At 53.5% G+C, this 17,972-nt stretch carries 21 protein-coding genes, 1 other RNA gene and 1 riboswitch; of the genes, 13 read left to right on the top strand and 9 right to left on the bottom strand.

The features are described 5' to 3' along the window. The first annotated feature begins 219 nt into the window (after nt 1–219). The 6 genes from EVJ24_RS08045 (at nt 220) to EVJ24_RS08020 (ending at nt 4,878) form a co-directional block, all read left to right on the top strand. On the top strand, nt 220–1,413 hold the full coding sequence (locus EVJ24_RS08045) for a GTP-binding protein (protein WP_131440826.1): 1,194 nt from the start codon (nt 220–222) through the stop codon (nt 1,411–1,413). A 65-nt stretch (nt 1,414–1,478) separates the two neighbouring features. After that, a riboswitch (TPP riboswitch) is annotated at nt 1,479–1,579 on the top strand. Between the two features lie 79 nt (nt 1,580–1,658). Then, the gene (locus tag EVJ24_RS08040) at nt 1,659–2,252 is read left to right on the top strand and encodes a YkoF family thiamine/hydroxymethylpyrimidine-binding protein (protein WP_131440824.1); all 594 of its coding nucleotides are present in this window, start codon (nt 1,659–1,661) and stop codon (nt 2,250–2,252) included. Beyond that, complete coding sequence (locus EVJ24_RS08035) at nt 2,245–2,820, top strand: ECF transporter S component (protein WP_131440822.1); 576 nt, start codon at nt 2,245–2,247, stop codon at nt 2,818–2,820. Before EVJ24_RS08040 ends, EVJ24_RS08035 begins: the two co-directional genes overlap by 8 nt. Next, nucleotides 2,813–3,925, top strand: coding sequence for an ATP-binding cassette domain-containing protein (locus EVJ24_RS08030; RefSeq protein ID WP_161568743.1), 1,113 nt, complete (start codon nt 2,813–2,815; stop codon nt 3,923–3,925). The genes EVJ24_RS08035 and EVJ24_RS08030 overlap by 8 nt, the downstream gene beginning before the upstream one ends. 30 nt (nt 3,926–3,955) lie before the next feature. Then, nucleotides 3,956–4,141: a hypothetical protein gene (locus tag EVJ24_RS08025; protein ID WP_131440818.1), complete on the top strand. Its 186-nt coding sequence runs from the start codon at nt 3,956–3,958 to the stop codon at nt 4,139–4,141. Further along, a complete protein-coding gene (locus tag EVJ24_RS08020; RefSeq protein ID WP_131440816.1) occupies nt 4,141–4,878 on the top strand; it encodes an energy-coupling factor transporter transmembrane component T family protein in 738 nt (245 codons plus the stop codon). Before EVJ24_RS08025 ends, EVJ24_RS08020 begins: the two co-directional genes overlap by 1 nt. A gap of 13 nt (nt 4,879–4,891) precedes the next feature. Here the strand turns inward: EVJ24_RS08020 and EVJ24_RS08015 are convergent, their stop codons facing one another. Continuing rightward, nucleotides 4,892–5,479, bottom strand: a complete 588-nt coding sequence (locus tag EVJ24_RS08015; RefSeq protein WP_071397583.1) for a DUF1643 domain-containing protein — start codon at nt 5,477–5,479, stop codon at nt 4,892–4,894. A gap of 33 nt (nt 5,480–5,512) precedes the next feature. Next, entirely contained in the window at nt 5,513–6,196 is a 684-nt protein-coding gene (locus EVJ24_RS08010; RefSeq protein ID WP_236637600.1) for a lysozyme, read from the bottom strand. Nucleotides 6,197–6,283: 87 nt separating this feature from the next. On the opposite strand from EVJ24_RS08010, the gene EVJ24_RS08005 reads away from it, so the two are divergent. Beyond that, nucleotides 6,284–6,982: a CPBP family intramembrane glutamic endopeptidase gene (locus tag EVJ24_RS08005; RefSeq protein WP_071397582.1), complete on the top strand. Its 699-nt coding sequence runs from the start codon at nt 6,284–6,286 to the stop codon at nt 6,980–6,982. On the opposite strand, the gene EVJ24_RS08000 is transcribed toward EVJ24_RS08005, so the two are convergent. Further along, a complete protein-coding gene (locus EVJ24_RS08000; RefSeq protein ID WP_070327201.1) occupies nt 6,960–7,838 on the bottom strand; it encodes an alpha/beta hydrolase in 879 nt (292 codons plus the stop codon). The two genes, EVJ24_RS08005 and EVJ24_RS08000, sit on opposite strands and share 23 nt — an antisense overlap. Before the next feature lie 177 nt (nt 7,839–8,015). On the opposite strand from EVJ24_RS08000, the gene EVJ24_RS07995 reads away from it, so the two are divergent. Further along, nucleotides 8,016–8,429 carry a hypothetical protein gene (locus tag EVJ24_RS07995; protein ID WP_131440814.1) on the top strand — a complete coding sequence of 138 codons (414 nt, stop codon included), beginning with the start codon at nt 8,016–8,018 and terminating at the stop codon, nt 8,427–8,429. A 141-nt stretch (nt 8,430–8,570) separates the two neighbouring features. Here EVJ24_RS07995 and EVJ24_RS07990 read toward each other — a convergent pair whose 3' ends face one another. The 5 genes from EVJ24_RS07990 to EVJ24_RS07970 all read right to left on the bottom strand — a co-directional run bounded on the left by EVJ24_RS07990 (nt 8,571) and on the right by EVJ24_RS07970 (nt 13,261). After that, a complete protein-coding gene (locus EVJ24_RS07990; RefSeq protein ID WP_131440812.1) occupies nt 8,571–9,206 on the bottom strand; it encodes an ABC transporter ATP-binding protein in 636 nt (211 codons plus the stop codon). Next, nucleotides 9,203–10,207, bottom strand: a complete 1,005-nt coding sequence (locus EVJ24_RS07985) for an ABC transporter permease (protein ID WP_131440810.1) — start codon at nt 10,205–10,207, stop codon at nt 9,203–9,205. The genes EVJ24_RS07990 and EVJ24_RS07985 overlap by 4 nt, the downstream gene beginning before the upstream one ends. Before the next feature lie 66 nt (nt 10,208–10,273). After that, a complete protein-coding gene (locus EVJ24_RS07980) occupies nt 10,274–11,629 on the bottom strand; it encodes a sensor histidine kinase (protein WP_131440808.1) in 1,356 nt (451 codons plus the stop codon). Further along, nucleotides 11,626–12,291: a response regulator transcription factor gene (locus EVJ24_RS07975; protein ID WP_131440806.1), complete on the bottom strand. Its 666-nt coding sequence runs from the start codon at nt 12,289–12,291 to the stop codon at nt 11,626–11,628. The genes EVJ24_RS07980 and EVJ24_RS07975 overlap by 4 nt, the downstream gene beginning before the upstream one ends. 79 nt (nt 12,292–12,370) lie before the next feature. Further along, nucleotides 12,371–13,261 carry a hypothetical protein gene (locus tag EVJ24_RS07970; RefSeq protein ID WP_131440804.1) on the bottom strand — a complete coding sequence of 297 codons (891 nt, stop codon included), beginning with the start codon at nt 13,259–13,261 and terminating at the stop codon, nt 12,371–12,373. Nucleotides 13,262–13,430: 169 nt separating this feature from the next. Between EVJ24_RS07970 and EVJ24_RS07965 the strand changes: the two genes are divergently transcribed. Further along, nucleotides 13,431–13,838, top strand: a complete 408-nt coding sequence (locus tag EVJ24_RS07965) for a hypothetical protein (RefSeq protein ID WP_131440802.1) — start codon at nt 13,431–13,433, stop codon at nt 13,836–13,838. 106 nt (nt 13,839–13,944) lie between these two features. After that, entirely contained in the window at nt 13,945–15,399 is a 1,455-nt protein-coding gene (locus EVJ24_RS07960) for a S8 family peptidase (protein WP_236637599.1), read from the top strand. Between the two features lie 59 nt (nt 15,400–15,458). On the opposite strand, the gene EVJ24_RS07955 is transcribed toward EVJ24_RS07960, so the two are convergent. Continuing rightward, complete coding sequence (locus EVJ24_RS07955) at nt 15,459–15,866, bottom strand: hypothetical protein (protein ID WP_131440798.1); 408 nt, start codon at nt 15,864–15,866, stop codon at nt 15,459–15,461. 120 nt (nt 15,867–15,986) lie between these two features. On the opposite strand from EVJ24_RS07955, the gene rnpB reads away from it, so the two are divergent. The 3 genes from rnpB to EVJ24_RS07940 all read left to right on the top strand — a co-directional run bounded on the left by rnpB (nt 15,987) and on the right by EVJ24_RS07940 (nt 17,906). Continuing rightward, an RNA gene (rnpB, locus tag EVJ24_RS07950) (RNase P RNA component class B) lies at nt 15,987–16,354 on the top strand. Nucleotides 16,355–16,464: 110 nt separating this feature from the next. Continuing rightward, nucleotides 16,465–17,631 carry a THUMP domain-containing class I SAM-dependent RNA methyltransferase gene (locus EVJ24_RS07945; protein ID WP_131440796.1) on the top strand — a complete coding sequence of 389 codons (1,167 nt, stop codon included), beginning with the start codon at nt 16,465–16,467 and terminating at the stop codon, nt 17,629–17,631. Nucleotides 17,632–17,723: 92 nt separating this feature from the next. Further along, nucleotides 17,724–17,906 carry a hypothetical protein gene (locus tag EVJ24_RS07940; RefSeq protein WP_131440794.1) on the top strand — a complete coding sequence of 61 codons (183 nt, stop codon included), beginning with the start codon at nt 17,724–17,726 and terminating at the stop codon, nt 17,904–17,906. The last annotated feature ends 66 nt before the right edge of the window (nt 17,907–17,972 follow it).

The following is a 17,972-nucleotide window of genomic DNA, read 5'->3' as shown; positions in this document are numbered from 1 at the left end:
TTATCTCTTTCGACGTAAACAGCTTCTTCGACATCTCAAATCCACTCCCGATATGATTTAGTTCAGTGTACACAAAAACCCTGAGCAATAGACTTTTTTTAGTGTCTATTACTCAGGGTACAGTTTACTCCTTTTGAGCGTGTTTTTTTTGTTGACAACGGACGTGATCCCGTTCATTATCTAAAAAGTAATGATTACGATTTAAAGGTGGTATACATCATGAAACGAATTCCGATCACAGTCTTGTCCGGATATTTAGGAAGTGGCAAGACGACGTTGCTCAATCATATGTTGAACAATCGGGATGGTAAAAAATATGCCGTCATCGTCAACGACATGAGCGAGCTGAACATCGATGAGCGATTGATTGACGGGGCAGGTTTTTCACGGACGGACGAGAAGTTGGTGGAGCTGTCTAACGGCTGCATCTGCTGCACGTTGCGAGAAGATTTACTCGAAGCGGTCAGCGAGATTGCGAACGACCGACAGCTCGACGGCATCATCATCGAGTCGTCTGGTATCTCGGAGCCGATCCCGGTCGCGCAGACGTTTACATATGCGGATGACGCCTTGGGTATCGACTTGACGAGCCGTGTGTATGTTGACGCGATGGTGACGGTCGTCGACGCGTATCGATTTTTAAAAGACTTCAACTCGGGCGAATCACTGCATGAACGGAAACAGGCTGTCGACACGGGTGATGTCCGGGAAGTCGTCGACTTGCTCGTCGATCAAGTCGAATTTGCCGACATCATCGTCCTCAACAAGGCAGACCGGGTCACGGAACCGGAACTGCACGAGATCGAAAGTCTGTTACGCGCGTTAAACCCGGCGGCGCAACTTTTGACAAGCACATACGGGAACGTGTTGTTGTCCGACCTATTAGACGTGAACTTGTTCGATTTTGACCAGGCGATGCACGCCGCCGGATGGATCCAAGAGCTCGAGACAGACGACCATACCCCTGAAACCGAAGAGTACGGCATCAGTTCGTTCGTCTATCGCCGCCGCCGTCCGTTCCACCCGGAGCGTTTACATGCGTGGATCGAACAGTTCCCGGAAGAAGTCGTCCGGGCGAAAGGTTTTTTATGGATCGCCTCACGGAACGACATCGCGTGCTTGTTCTCCCAAGCGGGGTACGCGTCGACGCTCGAACATGCGGGCCGTTGGCTCGCGACGCTTCCTGACGCGGAACGAAAGCAGATGTTCGCCGCCGAACCAGAGCTTGAGGCCGATTACATCGAGCCGTACGGCGACCGCCAGACGGAGCTCGTCTTGATCGGTCACCGAATGGACCGAGTGCGCGTCGAGCTTGAACTTGACGCCTGTCTACTGTCAGACGAAGAGATGGCGTCAGACTGGACAACGTTACGGGATACGCTTCCAGGAAACGGAATCGCGACGTTTTCATGATTTAACCGTTTACAATTCAGAATCGAACGGCTATACTTTTGCTTGCATGAACAACCGCATACATTGGACTACACTAGGGGTGCTTCGGCTGAGATGTGAGCATGGCTCCAATCCCTTATAACTCGATCCAGGTAATACTGGCGTGAGGAAGTGTGGCACTTTTTCTGATGGATTGATGATTGGATAAGTGGCCGCATTCTCATGGATGCGGCTTTTTTGTGTAACCAAATAAGGGGGGAATCATCATGAATCAACAATGTGGAACGAGCCCGATCGTCGGGTTCCGCTTTACGCTAAGCCCGATGACGTCAGAGTTCATACCGGTCATCAAAGGAGCACTCAAAGAGACTGATTTAAGCAACGTCTGGAGGCACACGGACGATGTATCGACCGTGATTCGCGGTCGGGCCGAGCACGTGTTTGACGTCGCGAAAGCAGTCTTGTCACACGCCACGAGAACAGGGGCGCATGTGTCGATGAGCGGGACGTTCTCGGCCGGATGTCCGGGCGACACGGCCGGGGACAATCTGCTCGACGTATCGAGTGAGCCGGTGAACGGGCGAGCGGCTGCCCAATACGTCTCTTCACAGTTCGCACTCTACCCGCTCGGTGATGATGATTACATGGACATTATCTATGAAGAGGTCGATTTCGCGAAAGCACGGGGCGTCTTCAATGACACGATGCATTATGCCTCAGGGATCCACGGAGATATCGAGCCGGTGTTCGCGTTTTATGAGGCGACGTTCAACCGCGTCCGCGAGAAGACGAGCCACGTCGTCATGACGGTCACGTTCAGTGTGAACAGTCCGTCGCACGAGGGACGCGTTGATGCTTAACTCATGGAAGTTGAAAGAAATCGTATTGCTGTCGATTTTATCGGTCGTCTTTGCCGTCGTCTATTTGGCGTTCGTCCATGTCGGGAACCTTTGGGCCGGTCTCATTGGACCGATCGCCTATGAATGGATTTTTGGGATTTGGTTCATCGTCTCGATTATTACCGCCTACATCATTCGAAAGCCAGGCGCCGCCTTTTTGTCGGAAGTGCTCGCGGCGTCGATCGAGATGATGATCGGCAATGCGATCGGTCCGCGCATCATCCTCGTCGGCATCATTCAAGGACTCGGCGCCGAAGCGGCGTTCGCACTAACCGGGTATAAGCGGTATGACTTGTGGGTGCTCATGCTCGCCGGATTCGGTGCGGCAATGACGAGTTTCGCATATACGTACGTCATGGGAGGTCTCAGCGCGCTCAGTCCGACGTACGTGGCTTTGATGTTCGCACTACGGGCGACGAGCGGGATGCTCATCGCAGGGATCGGCGGGAAGATTTTGAGCGACTTGTTGCTTCGAACGGGTGCGCTAGAAGGATATGCCGTCACCCGGCAGAGGAAGGCACATGGTTGAGACCGAGCGTCTGGCGTTTCGTTTCCCGGGGGAAGGACGCGACGTATTGACAGATATCACACTTCGTCTTACGGACGGCAGGACGCTCATCACCGGGGCGAGCGGGTCGGGGAAGTCGACTTTGTTCGCCTTGTTCAATCGGCTCTACCCGGACAACTGTGATGGGATTGTGACGGGGCGATTGCATCTATTCGGTCGGTCCTATGCCACGTATCGGCCTGGCGAGGTGAATCGCCGCGTCGGGACGGTGTTTCAAGACCCGGACAGCCAGTTCGTCATGCAGACGGTAGAGGAAGAGCTGATTTTCACGCTCGAAAACTTTTCGGTCGTCCGAAGCGAAATGATGGGCCGTGTCTCAGCGATTTTGTACGAGTTACATTTGTCCGATTATCGCCACCGCACCATCCATGATTTATCAGGGGGCGAGAAGCAGCAAATCGCCGTCGCCTGTGCCTTGATCGGACGTCCGGAATGGCTCTTACTCGACGAACCGCTCTCACACCTCGACCCGGCGACGGCACGTCGGTTCGTTCGCTGGCTCGACAAGTCCGCACGGAACGTCAATATCGTCGTCATCGAGCATCGTCCGTACATGTGGGGCGACTTCTTTGACCGGCACTTGGAACTCGTGAACGGAAGGATCGCAGGCGATGGATCGTTCGTCGTTCAACCGGATTATACATTTACGCCGATTGAAACGACACGGGGCACAAACATATTATTTCAGATACCGAAAGTGAATCACAAAAAGTTCCAACTTGTAGCGAGCAAAATCGCAGTGGCCCCCGGGGATGTGATCGCCATCCTTGGTCGGAACGGCAGCGGCAAATCGACGTGGCTAAAAAGCCTGGCGCGGCATCACCGTGAAGTCGGGCTCGTCCCGCAATCCCCGGCACATTTGTTTGTGACGAGTGACGTGTCGCGGGAACTAGCGTATGGACATAACCGTTCAATCGAGGACATGTTGGCACGCCTCGGGCTTGAACGTCTGCGTGGCGCCCATCCACTCTCACTCAGTCACGGTCAAAAACGGAGACTCGCCATCGGGGTGATGCTTCTGTCGGGTAAACAACTGCTCGCGTTTGATGAACCGACGGCCGGTTAAGACGAGGCATCACTTCGAGCGCTCCATGCATTGATAGCTGAACGAGTCCGTGCGGGGCAGACGGTCTTGTTCGTAACGCACGATCTCAGTTTCGCCCGTGCCGCGAGCACGTATTATTTGATGAGTGACGGGAACTTGAGTGGGCCGTACGATGCGTCGATTTGGGACGACTCGGACTTATTGCGGGCCCACGGACTGTTGACGGAGGCGCTTTGATGACGTTTCACGAGATGAACCCGACAATCAAGTTCTTGACCGTGACGTGTCTCATGTTCGGTCTCGCCTTCATGTACAACCCGTGGACTCCGCTCGTCGTCTTCTTCGGCACACTCGCCCTCCAATTCATCTTTTCCGACGTGAGCTGGAAGCGATGGGGACTGTTCATGATCCCATTTTTACTGACCGCGCTCGGGACGCTTTGGACGACGCTCGTCTTCGGCAGAGAGGCGAGCGGGCAAGTCGTGTTCTCGCTCTTCGGCAATGATGTCACCGAGGAGAACGTGTTGTTGGCGGCGACACTTTCGCTTCGGGTCCTCGCCTTTACGGTCCTGTCGCTTCTGTTCACGCTGACGACGGACCCGAAGCGGTTCGTCTACAGTCTGATGCAGCAGGCGAGATTGTCTCCGAACATCGCCTATAGCGTCTTCGTCGGCTTTCGCTTTTTCCCGATTTTAAAGATCGAACTGATGCAGCTCTATGAAACGCATGCCTTACGTGGGGTGCGCCTCGACACCCGGATCGATCACGTGCGGCACATCCCGAAACTCCTAATCCCGCTTCTTGCCGGCGCTATCCGTCAAGCCGAGCGGATCGCGTTCTCGATGGAGGCTCGGGGATTTACGGGTGAACATCGTTCCACGTACGAGGTGATTCCGGTCACGCGAAACGATTTTCTGTTGGCGTCACTCTTGTTCACGCTGTTCGGAGTAAGTGTATGGATCGGCGTGCGATAAAAAACAGGACGACTCATTTCGAGTCGTCCTGTTTTGTCTCTTTCAAGATCTTAAATTTCGGTTTGATCGATTCGTTATTGAACGCTTCGAGTACCGTATTTTCATTGGCCATGCGAATTTGTTGCGGTTCGCCTTTTGACGTCGTACCGATACAATACATGCTCGCCTCGTGCTCGGCGAATAACGTCTTGTACAGTGTGGAATGGTGCATGAGGCGCCCGGGCGAACCCCAACCGACGATGATCATGCCGCCGCTCGTCTCGACCTCGTCGAGCGTCTCTTCCACGTAATGAAAGTTCACTTCGTCGAGTTGAGACTCGACGTAGGGTAGGTTGTCATTGATGGCGAGCGTCGGGACGAGACTGATGACGCGCATCTCGCGGATCGGTTTGTCCAAATGGTTCCGCATGAGCATGTAGGCGCGTTGAGTCGTCGTACCAGATAAAAATGCATCGCTCATCCGTGGAGAATAGATGATGACGGCACAGATCACCCCATCGACGACGTCGGTGAATTCATACGTTCGCATGTAACGCTTTGTCTTGCCTTCGTTAAATATCGATTTGACTCGAATCGTCACTTCCTCGATATGCGTGTTCATGTTGTTTCCTCACTTTAACCAAGTAGTGCCGGGTCATGCCCAGCCTGCGAACCAATCGAGATACCGGATCGTATACCGGGCGACCTGCTGCGTCGTCGTCGTCGTGTCACCAGGCAGTAAAGACAGCTCGTCCTGGTACTGCTCATAAAAGGACATGACGTCTGACACATACTGGTCACTCCGGTTGTATTCAAAGATGGCGTTTTGAATCGATTCGATTGAATCATTCGTCTGCCCGCCGTGCTCGCTCAAATAGTAAGCGGCGGCATGGGCCGAGTCGACCAAACTATGAGGGTCGGCCTTGCCGTCATCATCCCCGTCTCGGCCTAAGCCTCCGTACTGCTCAATCAGCGTCAAGTCGGTCAAATCGACTTCGTCTTCCGGGACATCACCTTTTTGGTCATCCGTATCATACTGCCAACCGAGCCACGTCCGCGGCATGAATTGGAACGGTCCGATTGCGCCGACCGAGGAGCGCATCGATGAACTGTGCGAGAAGATCGTTTCGACACGGTGGACGGCGGCGAGTAGCCGCCAATCGACGTCATAGGTGGCCGCGGCTTCCTTGTAGACGTCTTGGTGGACCGCCGGGATACCGTGGTCACCGTAGTAGGCCCGGTAGAGGGCGTTGTTCACTTTATCATGTTGACCAAACCAGCCGATTGCGCCGAGGCACAGCACGATCACAAGCATTACGCCGGTCAGTCGCAGCATCATTCGTTTCAAGATTCCGCCTCCTAGCTTTCTAGACAATACCCGAATAGTGTAGCATATAGCTAACAGGAAGGACAGGAGAGGATATAGATGCTTGAACAGGTCGTCTTTACGATTATTCTTGCGTATTTATTGATCGTACAACTATTCAACGCCCGGCTCGTGAAGCCGATGATCGAGGCGCTCGGGAGAACCCGTGTCTATGAAGAGACGATCAAGTCGGCATGGGGGCTGAGCCTGCTCTTACTAGCGCTCGTCTTCTTGTTCCAAGTCCCGCCGGAAGCAGTCGGTCTCGGGTTCGCGCCGCCGGATGGGGACGGGCGCGCCTGGCAGTATTTCTTCTTTTCGACCATAGTCATCTCAGGTCTCATCGCGTTCTATTTACTCGTCAAGACGTCGGCCGCGTTACGGACAAAGCTTCGGCCGTTTTACGGGCTTGAGATTGAACGGTTGCTCCTTCCGCGCACGACCGACGAAGCGAGGGCGTGGGGCGCAGTATCGTTCACGGCCGGGGCGACCGAAGAGTTCATATTCCGTGGCGTCCTCTTGTATACGATTTCTTTATACACGGACGTCCCGGACGCGACGCTCGCCATCATCGGGGGCGGGCTGTTCGGTCTGGCCCATGCGTACCAGGGTCCGAAAGGGGTTGTCACGACGGGCCTTGTCGGTTTCCTGTTCGGTTATTTATATTTGGCGATGGGAATATTGTGGCCGTTGATCATCATCCATACGTTGCTCGACTTGATCGCCGGGCCGATTCACGTCACCGACGCAAAAACTGACTGACAGCGTTCTCGTAGGCAGGTTGGTCTTTTAAGATACAATTCGTATGCTCGGCGCCGTGAATGAGTGCGAGCGCGTTCTGGCGGTTGAGTGCGTTCATCTCGACGGACATCCAGGTCGGGACAAAGTCGTCTTTCGTGCCATGGATGAACAGCACCGGTGCAGTGATTGATGCGAGCGCTACTTTCGGTCGGACTTGCCGCATCGTGAACCGGGCCCGACTCCACAAGAAGTAATTGATGCCTGGCAACAACAAGTCACCCGGTAAGCGATGAAGCACGTTCAATTGGTGACGCATGAGTTGCCTCATGTCATCGAACGGGCACTCGGCGATCAAAAAATCCACATCAGTGAGCGGGCCGGCCTGAAGAATCGTCGCGGCGCCCATCGATACGCCGTGGAGCCCGACTTGATCGACCGTCTCATGGTCGCGTAACCACTCGACCCAGTCGACGATGTCATGTTTCTCGTGGTATCCGTACGAGGCGTACACCCCTTCCGACTCTCCGTGTGAGCGCAAGTCGACCGCAAGCAAGTTATAGCCGAGCCGGTGGAACATCGCCAAGTGCGGTGCCATAAAGCTGTGGGAGGCCGTATAACCGTGGACGAAAACAATCCACTTTTTATGATTGTTGTTCCGATAGACCCGGCCATACAGACGGTAGCCGTCACGGGAACGGAGGGAGACGTGCTCGAACGGCACGTCGTGATAAAAGGATTGATCTTCTTTCGTATAGGGTGCTAAGAGCATCTCGGGCGTCTTACGTTTTCCACGAGTCATCCGCTTGAACGCGTAATAACTGACGGCGTAATAGCCGGTGAACAAAGTCGCGAGACCGTACTTCCATTTTTTCTGCATATAAAACCGCTCCCTTCTTCATTATTGTACCCGAAACGAATCGTTTCGTTCACGTTCGAGTTACTAATGTCCGAGCATATGTGACCGAATTGTCTATAGAAGTGTGAACAAGGGTATTTGCCCCGTGATTCGTTTGACATTATGCTGAAACGGCAGAAACGAAGGAGGCGGATGCACGTGACGCGTGAAGCGATGTATCGGATGATTCAAGCTTGTTTAATGGGGCGGACGGATTACGTGACCGAAGAGGGGATCAGCATCTATCACCGGGGGACGCACGAGACCACTCATTTGTCGCCTGTACTCGATGCGTTGATCGAATGTTACTTGACCGGGACAACTCGCAGTATTCATCTATCGCTACATACGCTCGCGGTAACCGCGGGTGTCAAGCCGGATGAGGCGATGCGGGCGCTCCTGGCGCTATCCGACGTCTGCCTCGTCTCACACCATATCGAAGAGAGGCTCCTGAAGATTCAACAGATTGACATCGATGTGATGCGTACGTTATCCGTTCACATCACGTTCAGCGCCTGGTTGTCCTATCATCTCGACCTCATCCGTCATCCGGAAAGGCATCGGGTTGGTTGATGAAAACGTTAACACTACGGCATATATATTAAAAGAAGAGGAGCGTCATCCTTTATGGATCGACGCTCCTCTTTTCACAACCATTTAAAGTTCTTCCGCACCTCTGATTAAGCCGGTATTGTTCAAGCATGTGGCCCAATGTTACAGCGTTTCGAGCTGACCGTCTCGTAGACGGAGCACCCGGTCGCACACATCAAGCATGCGCTCATCGTGGGTGATGACGATCACTCGTTTGTTCCGTTCATGCGCCGCTGCGGCGAGACGTTCCATAACGAGGCGGCCATTCGTATAATCGAGACTTGCTGTCGGTTCATCAGCCAACAAGAGCTTTGGGTCATTGATGAGTGCGCGTGCCACAGCGACCCGTTGCCGTTCGCCGCCTGAGAGACGATTCGGCAACTCGTTCAATCGATGGCCGAGTCCGAAATCTGTCAACAGCTGTTTCGCGTCGCCGTCTGTGTCACTTTCCGCCTGAATGAGTGCAAGTTGTTCAATGACCGTCAAATATGGGACGAGGTGGGCGTCTTGAAAGACGAACCCGATCTCATTGAGGCGTAATTTCCGTCTCGCTTCTTCGTCGAGTGTAAATACATCGACCGTATCGAGATAGAGTGCCCCGGCATCCGGCTGTTTCAATAACCCGAGAATTTGCAGGAGCGTACTCTTCCCGCTACCGCTCGGTCCGACGATCCCGATGCACTCACCAGGAGAGACGGTCAAGTCGATCCCAGACAAAATCGGTTGTTCATATGCGTGATGAATGCCAGTCAGTTTCATGTCATTCGACCTCCTAAGGCGTCAGCTGCGTCGAGCCGGCGTAGTGTTTGTAGTGGCAAGATCGTCCCAAGGAGCGAGATGAGGACGAAGAGTGCGCTAAAGAGCATCACGTTCGCAAGCTCAAATTGAAATGGAATCGCTTCTGGGACGATACGTGTCGACAGCCATGTGATCAGTGACGCGACGCCGCTCGCGAAGACGACGGTGACGAACACTTGGCTGACGAGCGCTGTGCCGATCAAACGTGTCCGAATGCCGATTGCTTTTAAAATCCCGAGCTCTGGCAACTTTTGTAGCGTTACCATATAGAAGAATGCTGTCAAGATGAATGCGCCGATTACTAATAGAAAACCGCGCATCATATCGAACGTGCCTTGTTCGGCCGAATAGCCAGGTACGGACTCGATGATTTCTTGTTTCGTGTACGCGGAGAGGGCCGTGTCGCCTTCTCCAAGTAAAGCAGACACGTAAGTCGGACCACCTGCCGCCTGTTGATAGGCGGCCCATGTCTCCATCGTCGTCCAGACGACCGGGGCGTGGCTGAACCGTCCATCCGTCACGCCGGCGATGGTGAAGCGATACCCACTCGTGAAATCTTCGACCGTATCTCCAACGACAAATGTCTCAAGAAAACTCGGGTCGACGAGCACTTCCCCGACGGCGAGGTCGAGTGACGGTCCAATCGACGAATCGGCCGGCAAGGCGAAAACGGTCGCATCGACTTTCGTCTCGTTCACGAACGTGAGCGGTTTGACTGCAAGGGGTGTCAAACCGTCCGTTGGCGCTTGTTCGATAAACGATCGCGTCAATTGACCTTCCGCGTCAGCGGACAAGTGAAACGTGTCTGTATCAAGTTCACGTACGGTCGCACCGTTATCATAAGCGAGCCCATCGGCGAGTCCGGTGATCAGCGTCGTCAACAAGACGATGAGCAGCGTGATCACAAAAATGAGCGAGAACCTCCGTTTTTGACGCCACATTTCTTTCAGTCCTAACTCCATAAAAAAACCTCCTTCATGTCGATGAAGGAAGCATAGCTGACGAACATGAACGGAATATGAACAAACCTAGAAGCGAACGATAAAGACGCTGCCACGCCCGAGCTCTGAAGTGACGAGGAGCTCCCCGCCGTGCAAGCGGACGATGTCATTCGCGATTGCGAGCCCGAGTCCGGTGCCGCGACTCGTCCGTGACAGATCGGCTTTATAGAAGCGTTCGAACAAGCGAGCCTTTGTCGCATCGTCCATGCCGACACCTTCGTCTTGGATCGAGACGGTCGGACGTGTCTCCTCGTAGGCCCGGATCGTGATCATCCCGCCCTCATGTGAGGCATGAATCGCATTGGACAACAAGTTGGACCAAACTTGCGACAACAAGACGGGGTCGCCCGTGACGACGAGCGACGCATCGAGATCTGTCGTGACGGCGACTCCTTTTTGATCGAGTTCGAACGCGTGCATGCGAATCACGTCTTCGATGGAGCGGCTAATCGCGACCTCGGTCTGGAGAGACACGTTGGCCTCATCTAGACGGGCGAGCATCAATAGCTGTTTGGTCAACCCTGACAGACGTTCCGTCTCATTCCGGATGATCGTCGCATATTCTTTCGCCTCGCCTGTGGACTGATCGGCCAGAATACTCGCGTAACCTGTGAGCGAAGTGAGCGGTGATTGGAATTCGTGCGATACGTTCGAGACAAACCGTCGCCGTTCACCTTCTGACTTTTCGAGTGAATCGACCATGAGGGCGAAACGACGTGCGAGCGTACCGATCTCATCATGACGATTGAGCGGGAGCGAGCTCGGGCGCTCTCCGGAGGCGACAGAGCTCGTCGCAGCCGTGAGGATCTTAAGCGGCCGGACGAGCAGCGTGGTCGCCAAGGCGATCAAGATGAAAGCCGAAGCGGTCAGAACGGCGAAAAATAGTCCGACGAACAGATGAAGCTCACGAATTTGGGCACTCAAGTCCGGACGTAGGAAGACGGCATCATCCCCGTCAGCCCCTGCGACGTTGAAGCCGTACGTATTGATGACCTCGTTATCGAACAGACCGAGCAAAAACAAGTGGAACGGGTAATCGCGCATCCCTTCATAGGCGATGCCCGAGCGGACCGCATCGATCGTTTCGTCATCGATCGTCTCGTCTCGGAACGTTCCACCGTAACGCATGATGCGATCGTCAGGTTTGACGACGAACAGTTGGTAGCCGCTTTGAGCGAGCAACGAATAAAATGCGGTCTCGTCCTGATCGGTATGATTGTCAAAGTAGCCGCGCGCGGAACTTGCCATCTGTTCAGTCTTCGCGCTATACGATGGCTGCCACCACGTGTAATAGGCGACGTTACTGACGAACAGGGCGATGGCACCCGACAAGAGTAAAATCATGAACACGGTCACGACGATTCGCGAATAGAGCGATCTCATGGCCTCACCTCGAGCGTGTAGCCGATGCCCCGGACGGTTCGGATCATGACCGTCTCATCAGGTAGGCGGCTACGGAGCCGTTTGATGTGGACGTCGATCGTCCGGTCGTCACCGTCAAACTCTAACCCCCACACGTTCTCGATCAGCTCGTCGCGACTGAACACGCGTCCCGGAAAGGCAGCGAGCTGATACAACAGCTCAAATTCGCGTTTTGGCAGGTGAATCGTCTCTTGATTGAAGGTGAGGCGATATTCCCGGAGATTTAACGTGAGCGGCCCGACCTTGATCAATGAGGCGGCGACTTTTTCATACCGTTTGGCCACGGCTTGAAGCCGGAATAACAGTTCTTCCGGGATGAACGGTTTTGTCATGTAGTCATCGGCGCCATGCTCAAACCCGCTCCGTTTGTCTTCCCATTCCCCGAGCGCCGTCAGCAAGATGATGGGGATGTCCACGAGCTCTTTCAAGCGATGACATAACTGTCGCCCGTCCGTCCCGGGTAACATGATGTCGATGACGGCGGCGTCGGCCGGGTTCGATATAAACAATTGCTCGGCCACGTGTCCGTCCATGGCGACCGACACATGATGTCCGGCCTGTCGCAGCGTCCCTTCAATGAGGCGTAAGATGGCCGGGTCGTCTTCTACGATCAATACGTGCATATCCCTCTTCCTTTCCATATGGCGACCACGGTGAAAACAGGTGGCCTCGGGTAATCCGAAGCCACCTGTCAAGACACGGTCACGTCGGTTTCGTCAACTCGGCGTGAAGTGATCGCAGCGCCCGTAAAAAAGCGTCTTTAAAGTATTTGTCTTCTTTGACTTCAAGCGTCTCGACGGCGGCCGCGTCACCGGCGCTTGCTTTGACGAGCAAGTTGACGACCGTATTCCAGCGTTTCACATGTTCAGGTCGAGGATGGTTCAACGCTTGGGTCAGTGTGAACCAATACGGCTGGTCGCGTCGTTGTAGCGTGGCGATCATTTGTTTGGCCGTCTTCGCTTCGTCTTCGGTCGGCAGGGTAGCCGTATCGAACCAGCCGAGCAGTCCCGCGCTCATCGCCTCGAACTGGACCAACATGTCGGCGTCAATCGGTTCGCGCCCGAACTCGGAAATATTGACGAAAACGAGCCGGTCTTTGCGGTCGAGATGGGTGATCCAGCCTTTGACGGATTTAAGCTTGTCTTTTTCTTTCGACTGGGCTTTAATCGTGTACCCGTTCAATTTCCCGATATAGATGCGGAATTGCCCGCGGTCGAGTTGTTTGTCGACTTTGAATTCGACATCTTGTCCGATCGTGAACGGCGAGTTTTGCTTGTTTAACGTCTCACCTTTCTTCAATTCCGGACGTCTGACGATATAACGGAGCGCTTCCTGCTCGGTCCGGTCGTCGAGCGTCCATAGGTTATGAGGCGTAACATTTTTAAAGCGATGGCGGCGTACGAAAATGTACTGGTCGAGCGCCTCGACGGCGTCCGTGGCAGGACGTTTTCCGGACAAGTAGTCGTCTGCGATGTCGCGAAGTGTCAGCGATTCGAGCCGGTCGATATGTCCGGCGTAAGGGACGCTACCGACGACAAACAGGGCGGTCGCGATCAATTCGCTTTCACGAGGGGTCAAAGGGCGTTTGGCCATAGTGCACTTCCTCTCTTGATTCATATCCTTAGTATAACAAAAACAGATTTCATCATGTTGTGCGAATCGAGCCGTTGGAAAATTTGTACAGGTATACAGGATTTCGGCATTTTATTCCGAATAGTTGTTAACATAGACGGATCAGTGGAGATTGAGATGAGGTGAAGAGATGAAGCTGTCGATTGAGTCTGGGGATTATGTCGTGTTGATCGAGATTAATAAAGAAGTGTTGAAATGTACGTCGCTTGAACAAGCTGATTATGCGGACCGGGATCGCTATGAATTGGTCGGACGGATGAGTGAACGGCTCCCGGCTGAAGTGATCGTCCCTTCGATCATTGACTATATCCGCTTTGGAAGTGGCTATATCGGTGACAATATCGTCTGGAATAAAGAGACGGAGTCATTCTTCTGTCAACAGTTCGAAACGATTGACGGTTCGCCGCTCGGTGAAGATTTAGAAGGTTTTACACCGGATCCTTACCGGACGGAGTTGGCACGGTATTATACGTACTTGACGATCGGTAAAATTATCGATTTTGAGATGGAACATCCTGATGAGCCGGACTACTGGTAAACCGTCAGAAAAATGTCACAACCTTTTTTTAAGAAAAAAGGGAAATCCGTCGTGAAATTTGAGATAATGGGTAAATCTTAGGAAGTTTGGAATGGAGCGTAAGGCGATGAAAAAAATTCTTCTACTGACGGCTTTGACGTTACTCGTGCCTTCGACTGCCGGGGCGTCTAAGCCGGTGTTGTTAGAGAAGCATGGGTACGTTGTGACAGAGCCGCGGGTCGGGAACCAATATTACATCAAGCAGACCGGTACCGATTTAGCGTGGAACACGACCCGTGGGGCGTCAGACATTGTCGTCGCCTTGATCGATTCATCTGCAGACCGGAGCCATAAAGAGCTCTATAACGTACCACGAGTCGTCAATTCGATTAAAGGGCCATACAGTGTCGACTATCACGGTACGCATACGGCCGGAATCATGTCGGGACTGCACAATAAATTTGGGATGGCCGGTCTCGCACCGAACGTCCGCTATCATTTCTATAACGTCTTCTACGGAAAGAACTCAGAGTTCACGGATTCGTGGACGGTCGCCAGAGCCGTCGACACGGCCGTTACCAAAGGTGCGAACATCATCAATTTGTCACTCGGGGGACAGGATTACGATAAAGTGCTCGCCGACTCGATCCGTCGGGCCCGAGCGAAAGGTGTTGTCATCGTCGCCTCGTCAGGAAATGACGGCGCGAAGACTTCTTTTCCCGCCAATATGAAAGAAGTCATCGCCGTCGGAGCGGTCGATGTGAATCGCCGTGTCGCCTCGTTCAGCAACATGGATAGCCAAGTGAAAATCGTCGCACCGGGCGTGAACATTTTATCGCTCGGCGTCAAGAACAGTTTTATCTACATGGATGGGACATCGATGGCGGCGCCGATGGTCTCGTCTGGGCTTGCGCTCGTCAAGTCGGTCAATCCGTATTTGACACCGGCTGAAATCGAGGGACTGCTTCAAAAAATGCCTCGCGTCAGCGGGAAGACGTACACCGAACTGAACACGAAGCGGTTGCTTGACGCGACGCCGCGTCCGGTCACAATCACGTCACCAGCGACGCTACGGAACCGTTATGTGACGGAGGCGAAGCTGGCTCTTTCAAACAAACCGAACTTGAAGACGTCTTATTACCTCTATCAGGGAACGCGCAAAGTGAAGACGTTGACCGCAAACAATCCGGCTTTTACCATGTTCGCCGGTGGGGACTGGCTCCCGAGCGGGCAGTACCGTCTGACCGCGGTCGTGACGGACGGGAAATTTAAACGTTCAGCTAGTCGTTCGTTCACGTACGTGAACCCGGTCAAACCGTCCGTGGCGATCAAAGTGGCCGATGCGCAGACGTTCGAACTGACGACGACGCGCAAAGGGACCGTCACCGTGCTCGATAAAGACAATCAAGTCGTCTATGAGGCACTGCATATACCGGGAACGTTTCCGGTTCGTAAAAGTACCGCTGAAGGCCTTACGGTCCTCTTGAAACCGACCGACATCTCCGAAAAAGTCGTCTCGACGAAGTATGCCCCGGCATTACCTGTCGTCGAAGAAACGACGGACACGACTGAAGAGATATAAAAAGTGCCCGCATCTCAGACAGACGAGTCGAGAGATGCGGGCGTTTTTCATTCAATCCATTATTGGTCGATCGTGATGGCTTCACCGCTCCAGCGGATATTCGCTTCTAAGACGTTGCCGTTGTCGTCGATGTGTTCAAAACTTAGCTTCCCGTCGATGATGATTTCACATAGACCGACGCGAACGGCGTCGCTCCAAACGCGTCGCGTCTGTTTCGACGCGTCGAATAAAGGAATCGATTCAGGAAAACGTTCCTGTAAATGGGCCAAGTTATGGTGATCGAAGTGATAAGCGCGTTTAGACAATTCATTCGGTCCTTTAATGTCAAACGGCTCAAATCCTCGGACGAGTCGATTTTTACGGTAGAAGGCGAATACGCCGTTGTTCGGGTGGAGCGCTTTAATGTCATCGATCTCGATCACATAGGTCAGCCGTTGGATCCAACCTTTTTTTGCATCTTGACGCATCAAAATCCCTCCTTGTTCAATGGAACACGCCTTATTTTAGCGCTGACGCCAATGAAAATCAAGTTCGGTTTCTTAGTTGTCATCTTTGGCAATATCCGCTACAATGATTAAGTGACTATGAAGTCTGGACAATCGCGGGACGCAAGTCTTGAGGAAAGTCCATGCTCGCACAGCCTGTGATGGCTGTAGTGATCGTGCTACACGAAAAGATAAGTGTAGGCAACGCAAGTTGACGGCAGAAGAAGCACCTAAGTCCTCGGATACGGTGCAAGCTTCTTGAAAGTGCCACAGTGACGGAGTCTGTTCGGAAACGTTCAGAGTGGAACGAGGTAAACCCCACGAGCGAGAAACCCAAACTATGGTAGGGGAACTTCCTGACTGGAATCGAACGGGACGGAAGGCGCCAAGCGGCGCAGATAGATGATTGTCACTCCATCGTGCCAGGGAAACCGCTATGAGCACCGGAGTACAGAACATGGCTTACAGGGCAGCATAGTCTCAACTTACATTGACAAGGAGTTCAAGCAATCTTACTTGAGCTCCTTTTTACTTGACCATTTTACGCTTAACAATTACGAATTAGGAAAGTAGGGATCATATGGCAAAACGAAAACTGATCGCAACTGCAGCGATGGGCATCGAGGCGCTCGTCGCTAAAGAAGTACGTGACCTCGGTTACACGTGTGAAATCGAGAATGGACGCGTCTACATCGACGCCGAGATGGAGGATATTCCCCGTTTGAACATTTGGCTCAGAACGGCGGACCGCGTCAAACTTGTCGTCGCCGAGTTCAAGGCGACGACGTTCACGGAACTATTCGACGGTGTCGTCGACTTGCCTTGGACGGAGCTAATGCCGTGGGACGCCCGTTTCACCGTCGACGGACGTTCGGTCAAGTCGCAACTGTTCTCGATCCGCGACTGCCAAAAAATCACCGAGAAAGCGATCGTCGATGCGATGCAACGCGGCTACAACAAACCGGATGAATGGCTTCCGAAGACGGGTGCAGTCTATCCAATTGAAGTCGCGCTCCTGAAAGACGTGGCGACAATCACGATCGACACGTCGGGTGACGCGCTTCACCGTCGCGGCTACCGCGAGTTGCATTCGCAGGCACCGCTCAAAGAAACGATGGCCGCAGCGATGATCAAGCTGACGAACTGGAAGCCGGACATGCCGTTCTATGACGTGTTCACAGGCTCTGGGACGCTCGCGATCGAGGCCGCGCTCATCGGTCGCAATATCGCACCGGGATTAAACCGTGAATTCTGTTCGCAAGATTGGCCATGTGTACCGAAGAAAGCTTGGTACGAGGCAATCAATGAAGCGAACGAAAAAGCCGAGTGGGACAAGCCGCTCAAGATTTACGGCATCGACCTCGACCCGCGCATGGTCAAACTCGCCAAAGACAACGCCGACCTCGCCGACGTCCGTGACGCGATCACGTTCGTCCACACCGATGCGGCGGCGCTCAAGCCGACCGAGGATTACGGAATCATCATCGGTAACCCGCCTTACGGTGAGCGGTTGCAGACGGAAGACGAGATCATTGAACTGTACGAGCGGATCGGGCAACAATATGCCAAATATCCGGGCTATAGCGTCTATATGTTGACGAGTTACGAAGACTTCGAGAAAGCCTACGGCCGCCCGGCGACGAAGCGCCGCAAGCTGTATAACGGGAATATCGAGACGCAGTACTACCAGTTCTTCGGCAAACGTCCGCCGAGACGTGCTGTCGAGCCGACTTCAGAAGGTAAGTAAGTCGTCATTGCACATGAATTGCACAATTTTTATTTTCTGTTATAGAAACACGAAAACCGCTCTCTAGAGCGGTTTTTAGCTTGTTGACCAACATGATTGATATCGCTCGTCCTTCCGGCGCCCACGCTTTCCGCAGGCAATCCCGGAGCCGCATCGCGACTCGCGTCGCTGCTGGGTCTCCGTTGGATTGCTTTCCTGCAGGAGTCGGGGCGCCAGCGGACGAGCAACGCAAACGGTCGCCATCTGGCGACCGTTTGTCTTTTTCTGAGGCCTAGACGGGCGAAGAAGCAGCTCTGAATATGTTCTTCGCCGCCTGAGCCCATCCGGCCAATACTTATACC

It is taken from the genome of Exiguobacterium sp. SH1S21 (assembly GCF_004337175.1).
In the GTDB taxonomy this organism is placed as follows: Bacteria; Bacillota; Bacilli; order Exiguobacteriales; family Exiguobacteriaceae; genus Exiguobacterium; species Exiguobacterium aurantiacum_A.
This window is presented reverse-complemented; position numbering and strand designations above follow the sequence as displayed.

Coding starts and splice junctions, on each gene's coding strand:
- EVJ24_RS08005 (WP_071397582.1), top strand. CDS start 6,284: ATGCTTGAACAGGTCGTCTTTACGATTATTCTTGCGTATTTATTGATC.
- EVJ24_RS08035 (WP_131440822.1), top strand. CDS start 2,245: ATGCTTAACTCATGGAAGTTGAAAGAAATCGTATTGCTGTCGATTTTA.
- EVJ24_RS08020 (WP_131440816.1), top strand. CDS start 4,141: ATGACGTTTCACGAGATGAACCCGACAATCAAGTTCTTGACCGTGACG.
- EVJ24_RS08030 (WP_161568743.1), top strand. CDS start 2,813: ATGGTTGAGACCGAGCGTCTGGCGTTTCGTTTCCCGGGGGAAGGACGC.
- EVJ24_RS08015 (WP_071397583.1), bottom strand. CDS start 5,479: ATGAACACGCATATCGAGGAAGTGACGATTCGAGTCAAATCGATATTT.
- EVJ24_RS07940 (WP_131440794.1), top strand. CDS start 17,724: ATGATTGATATCGCTCGTCCTTCCGGCGCCCACGCTTTCCGCAGGCAA.
- EVJ24_RS08040 (WP_131440824.1), top strand. CDS start 1,659: ATGAATCAACAATGTGGAACGAGCCCGATCGTCGGGTTCCGCTTTACG.
- EVJ24_RS08000 (WP_070327201.1), bottom strand. CDS start 7,838: ATGCAGAAAAAATGGAAGTACGGTCTCGCGACTTTGTTCACCGGCTAT.
- EVJ24_RS07965 (WP_131440802.1), top strand. CDS start 13,431: ATGAAGCTGTCGATTGAGTCTGGGGATTATGTCGTGTTGATCGAGATT.
- EVJ24_RS07985 (WP_131440810.1), bottom strand. CDS start 10,207: ATGGAGTTAGGACTGAAAGAAATGTGGCGTCAAAAACGGAGGTTCTCG.
- EVJ24_RS08045 (WP_131440826.1), top strand. CDS start 220: ATGAAACGAATTCCGATCACAGTCTTGTCCGGATATTTAGGAAGTGGC.
- EVJ24_RS07970 (WP_131440804.1), bottom strand. CDS start 13,261: ATGGCCAAACGCCCTTTGACCCCTCGTGAAAGCGAATTGATCGCGACC.
- EVJ24_RS07955 (WP_131440798.1), bottom strand. CDS start 15,866: ATGCGTCAAGATGCAAAAAAAGGTTGGATCCAACGGCTGACCTATGTG.
- EVJ24_RS08010 (WP_236637600.1), bottom strand. CDS start 6,196: ATGATGCTGCGACTGACCGGCGTAATGCTTGTGATCGTGCTGTGCCTC.
- EVJ24_RS07990 (WP_131440812.1), bottom strand. CDS start 9,206: ATGAAACTGACTGGCATTCATCACGCATATGAACAACCGATTTTGTCT.
- EVJ24_RS07945 (WP_131440796.1), top strand. CDS start 16,465: ATGGCAAAACGAAAACTGATCGCAACTGCAGCGATGGGCATCGAGGCG.
- EVJ24_RS07975 (WP_131440806.1), bottom strand. CDS start 12,291: ATGCACGTATTGATCGTAGAAGACGACCCGGCCATCTTACGCCTCATT.
- EVJ24_RS07980 (WP_131440808.1), bottom strand. CDS start 11,629: ATGAGATCGCTCTATTCGCGAATCGTCGTGACCGTGTTCATGATTTTA.
- EVJ24_RS07960 (WP_236637599.1), top strand. CDS start 13,945: ATGAAAAAAATTCTTCTACTGACGGCTTTGACGTTACTCGTGCCTTCG.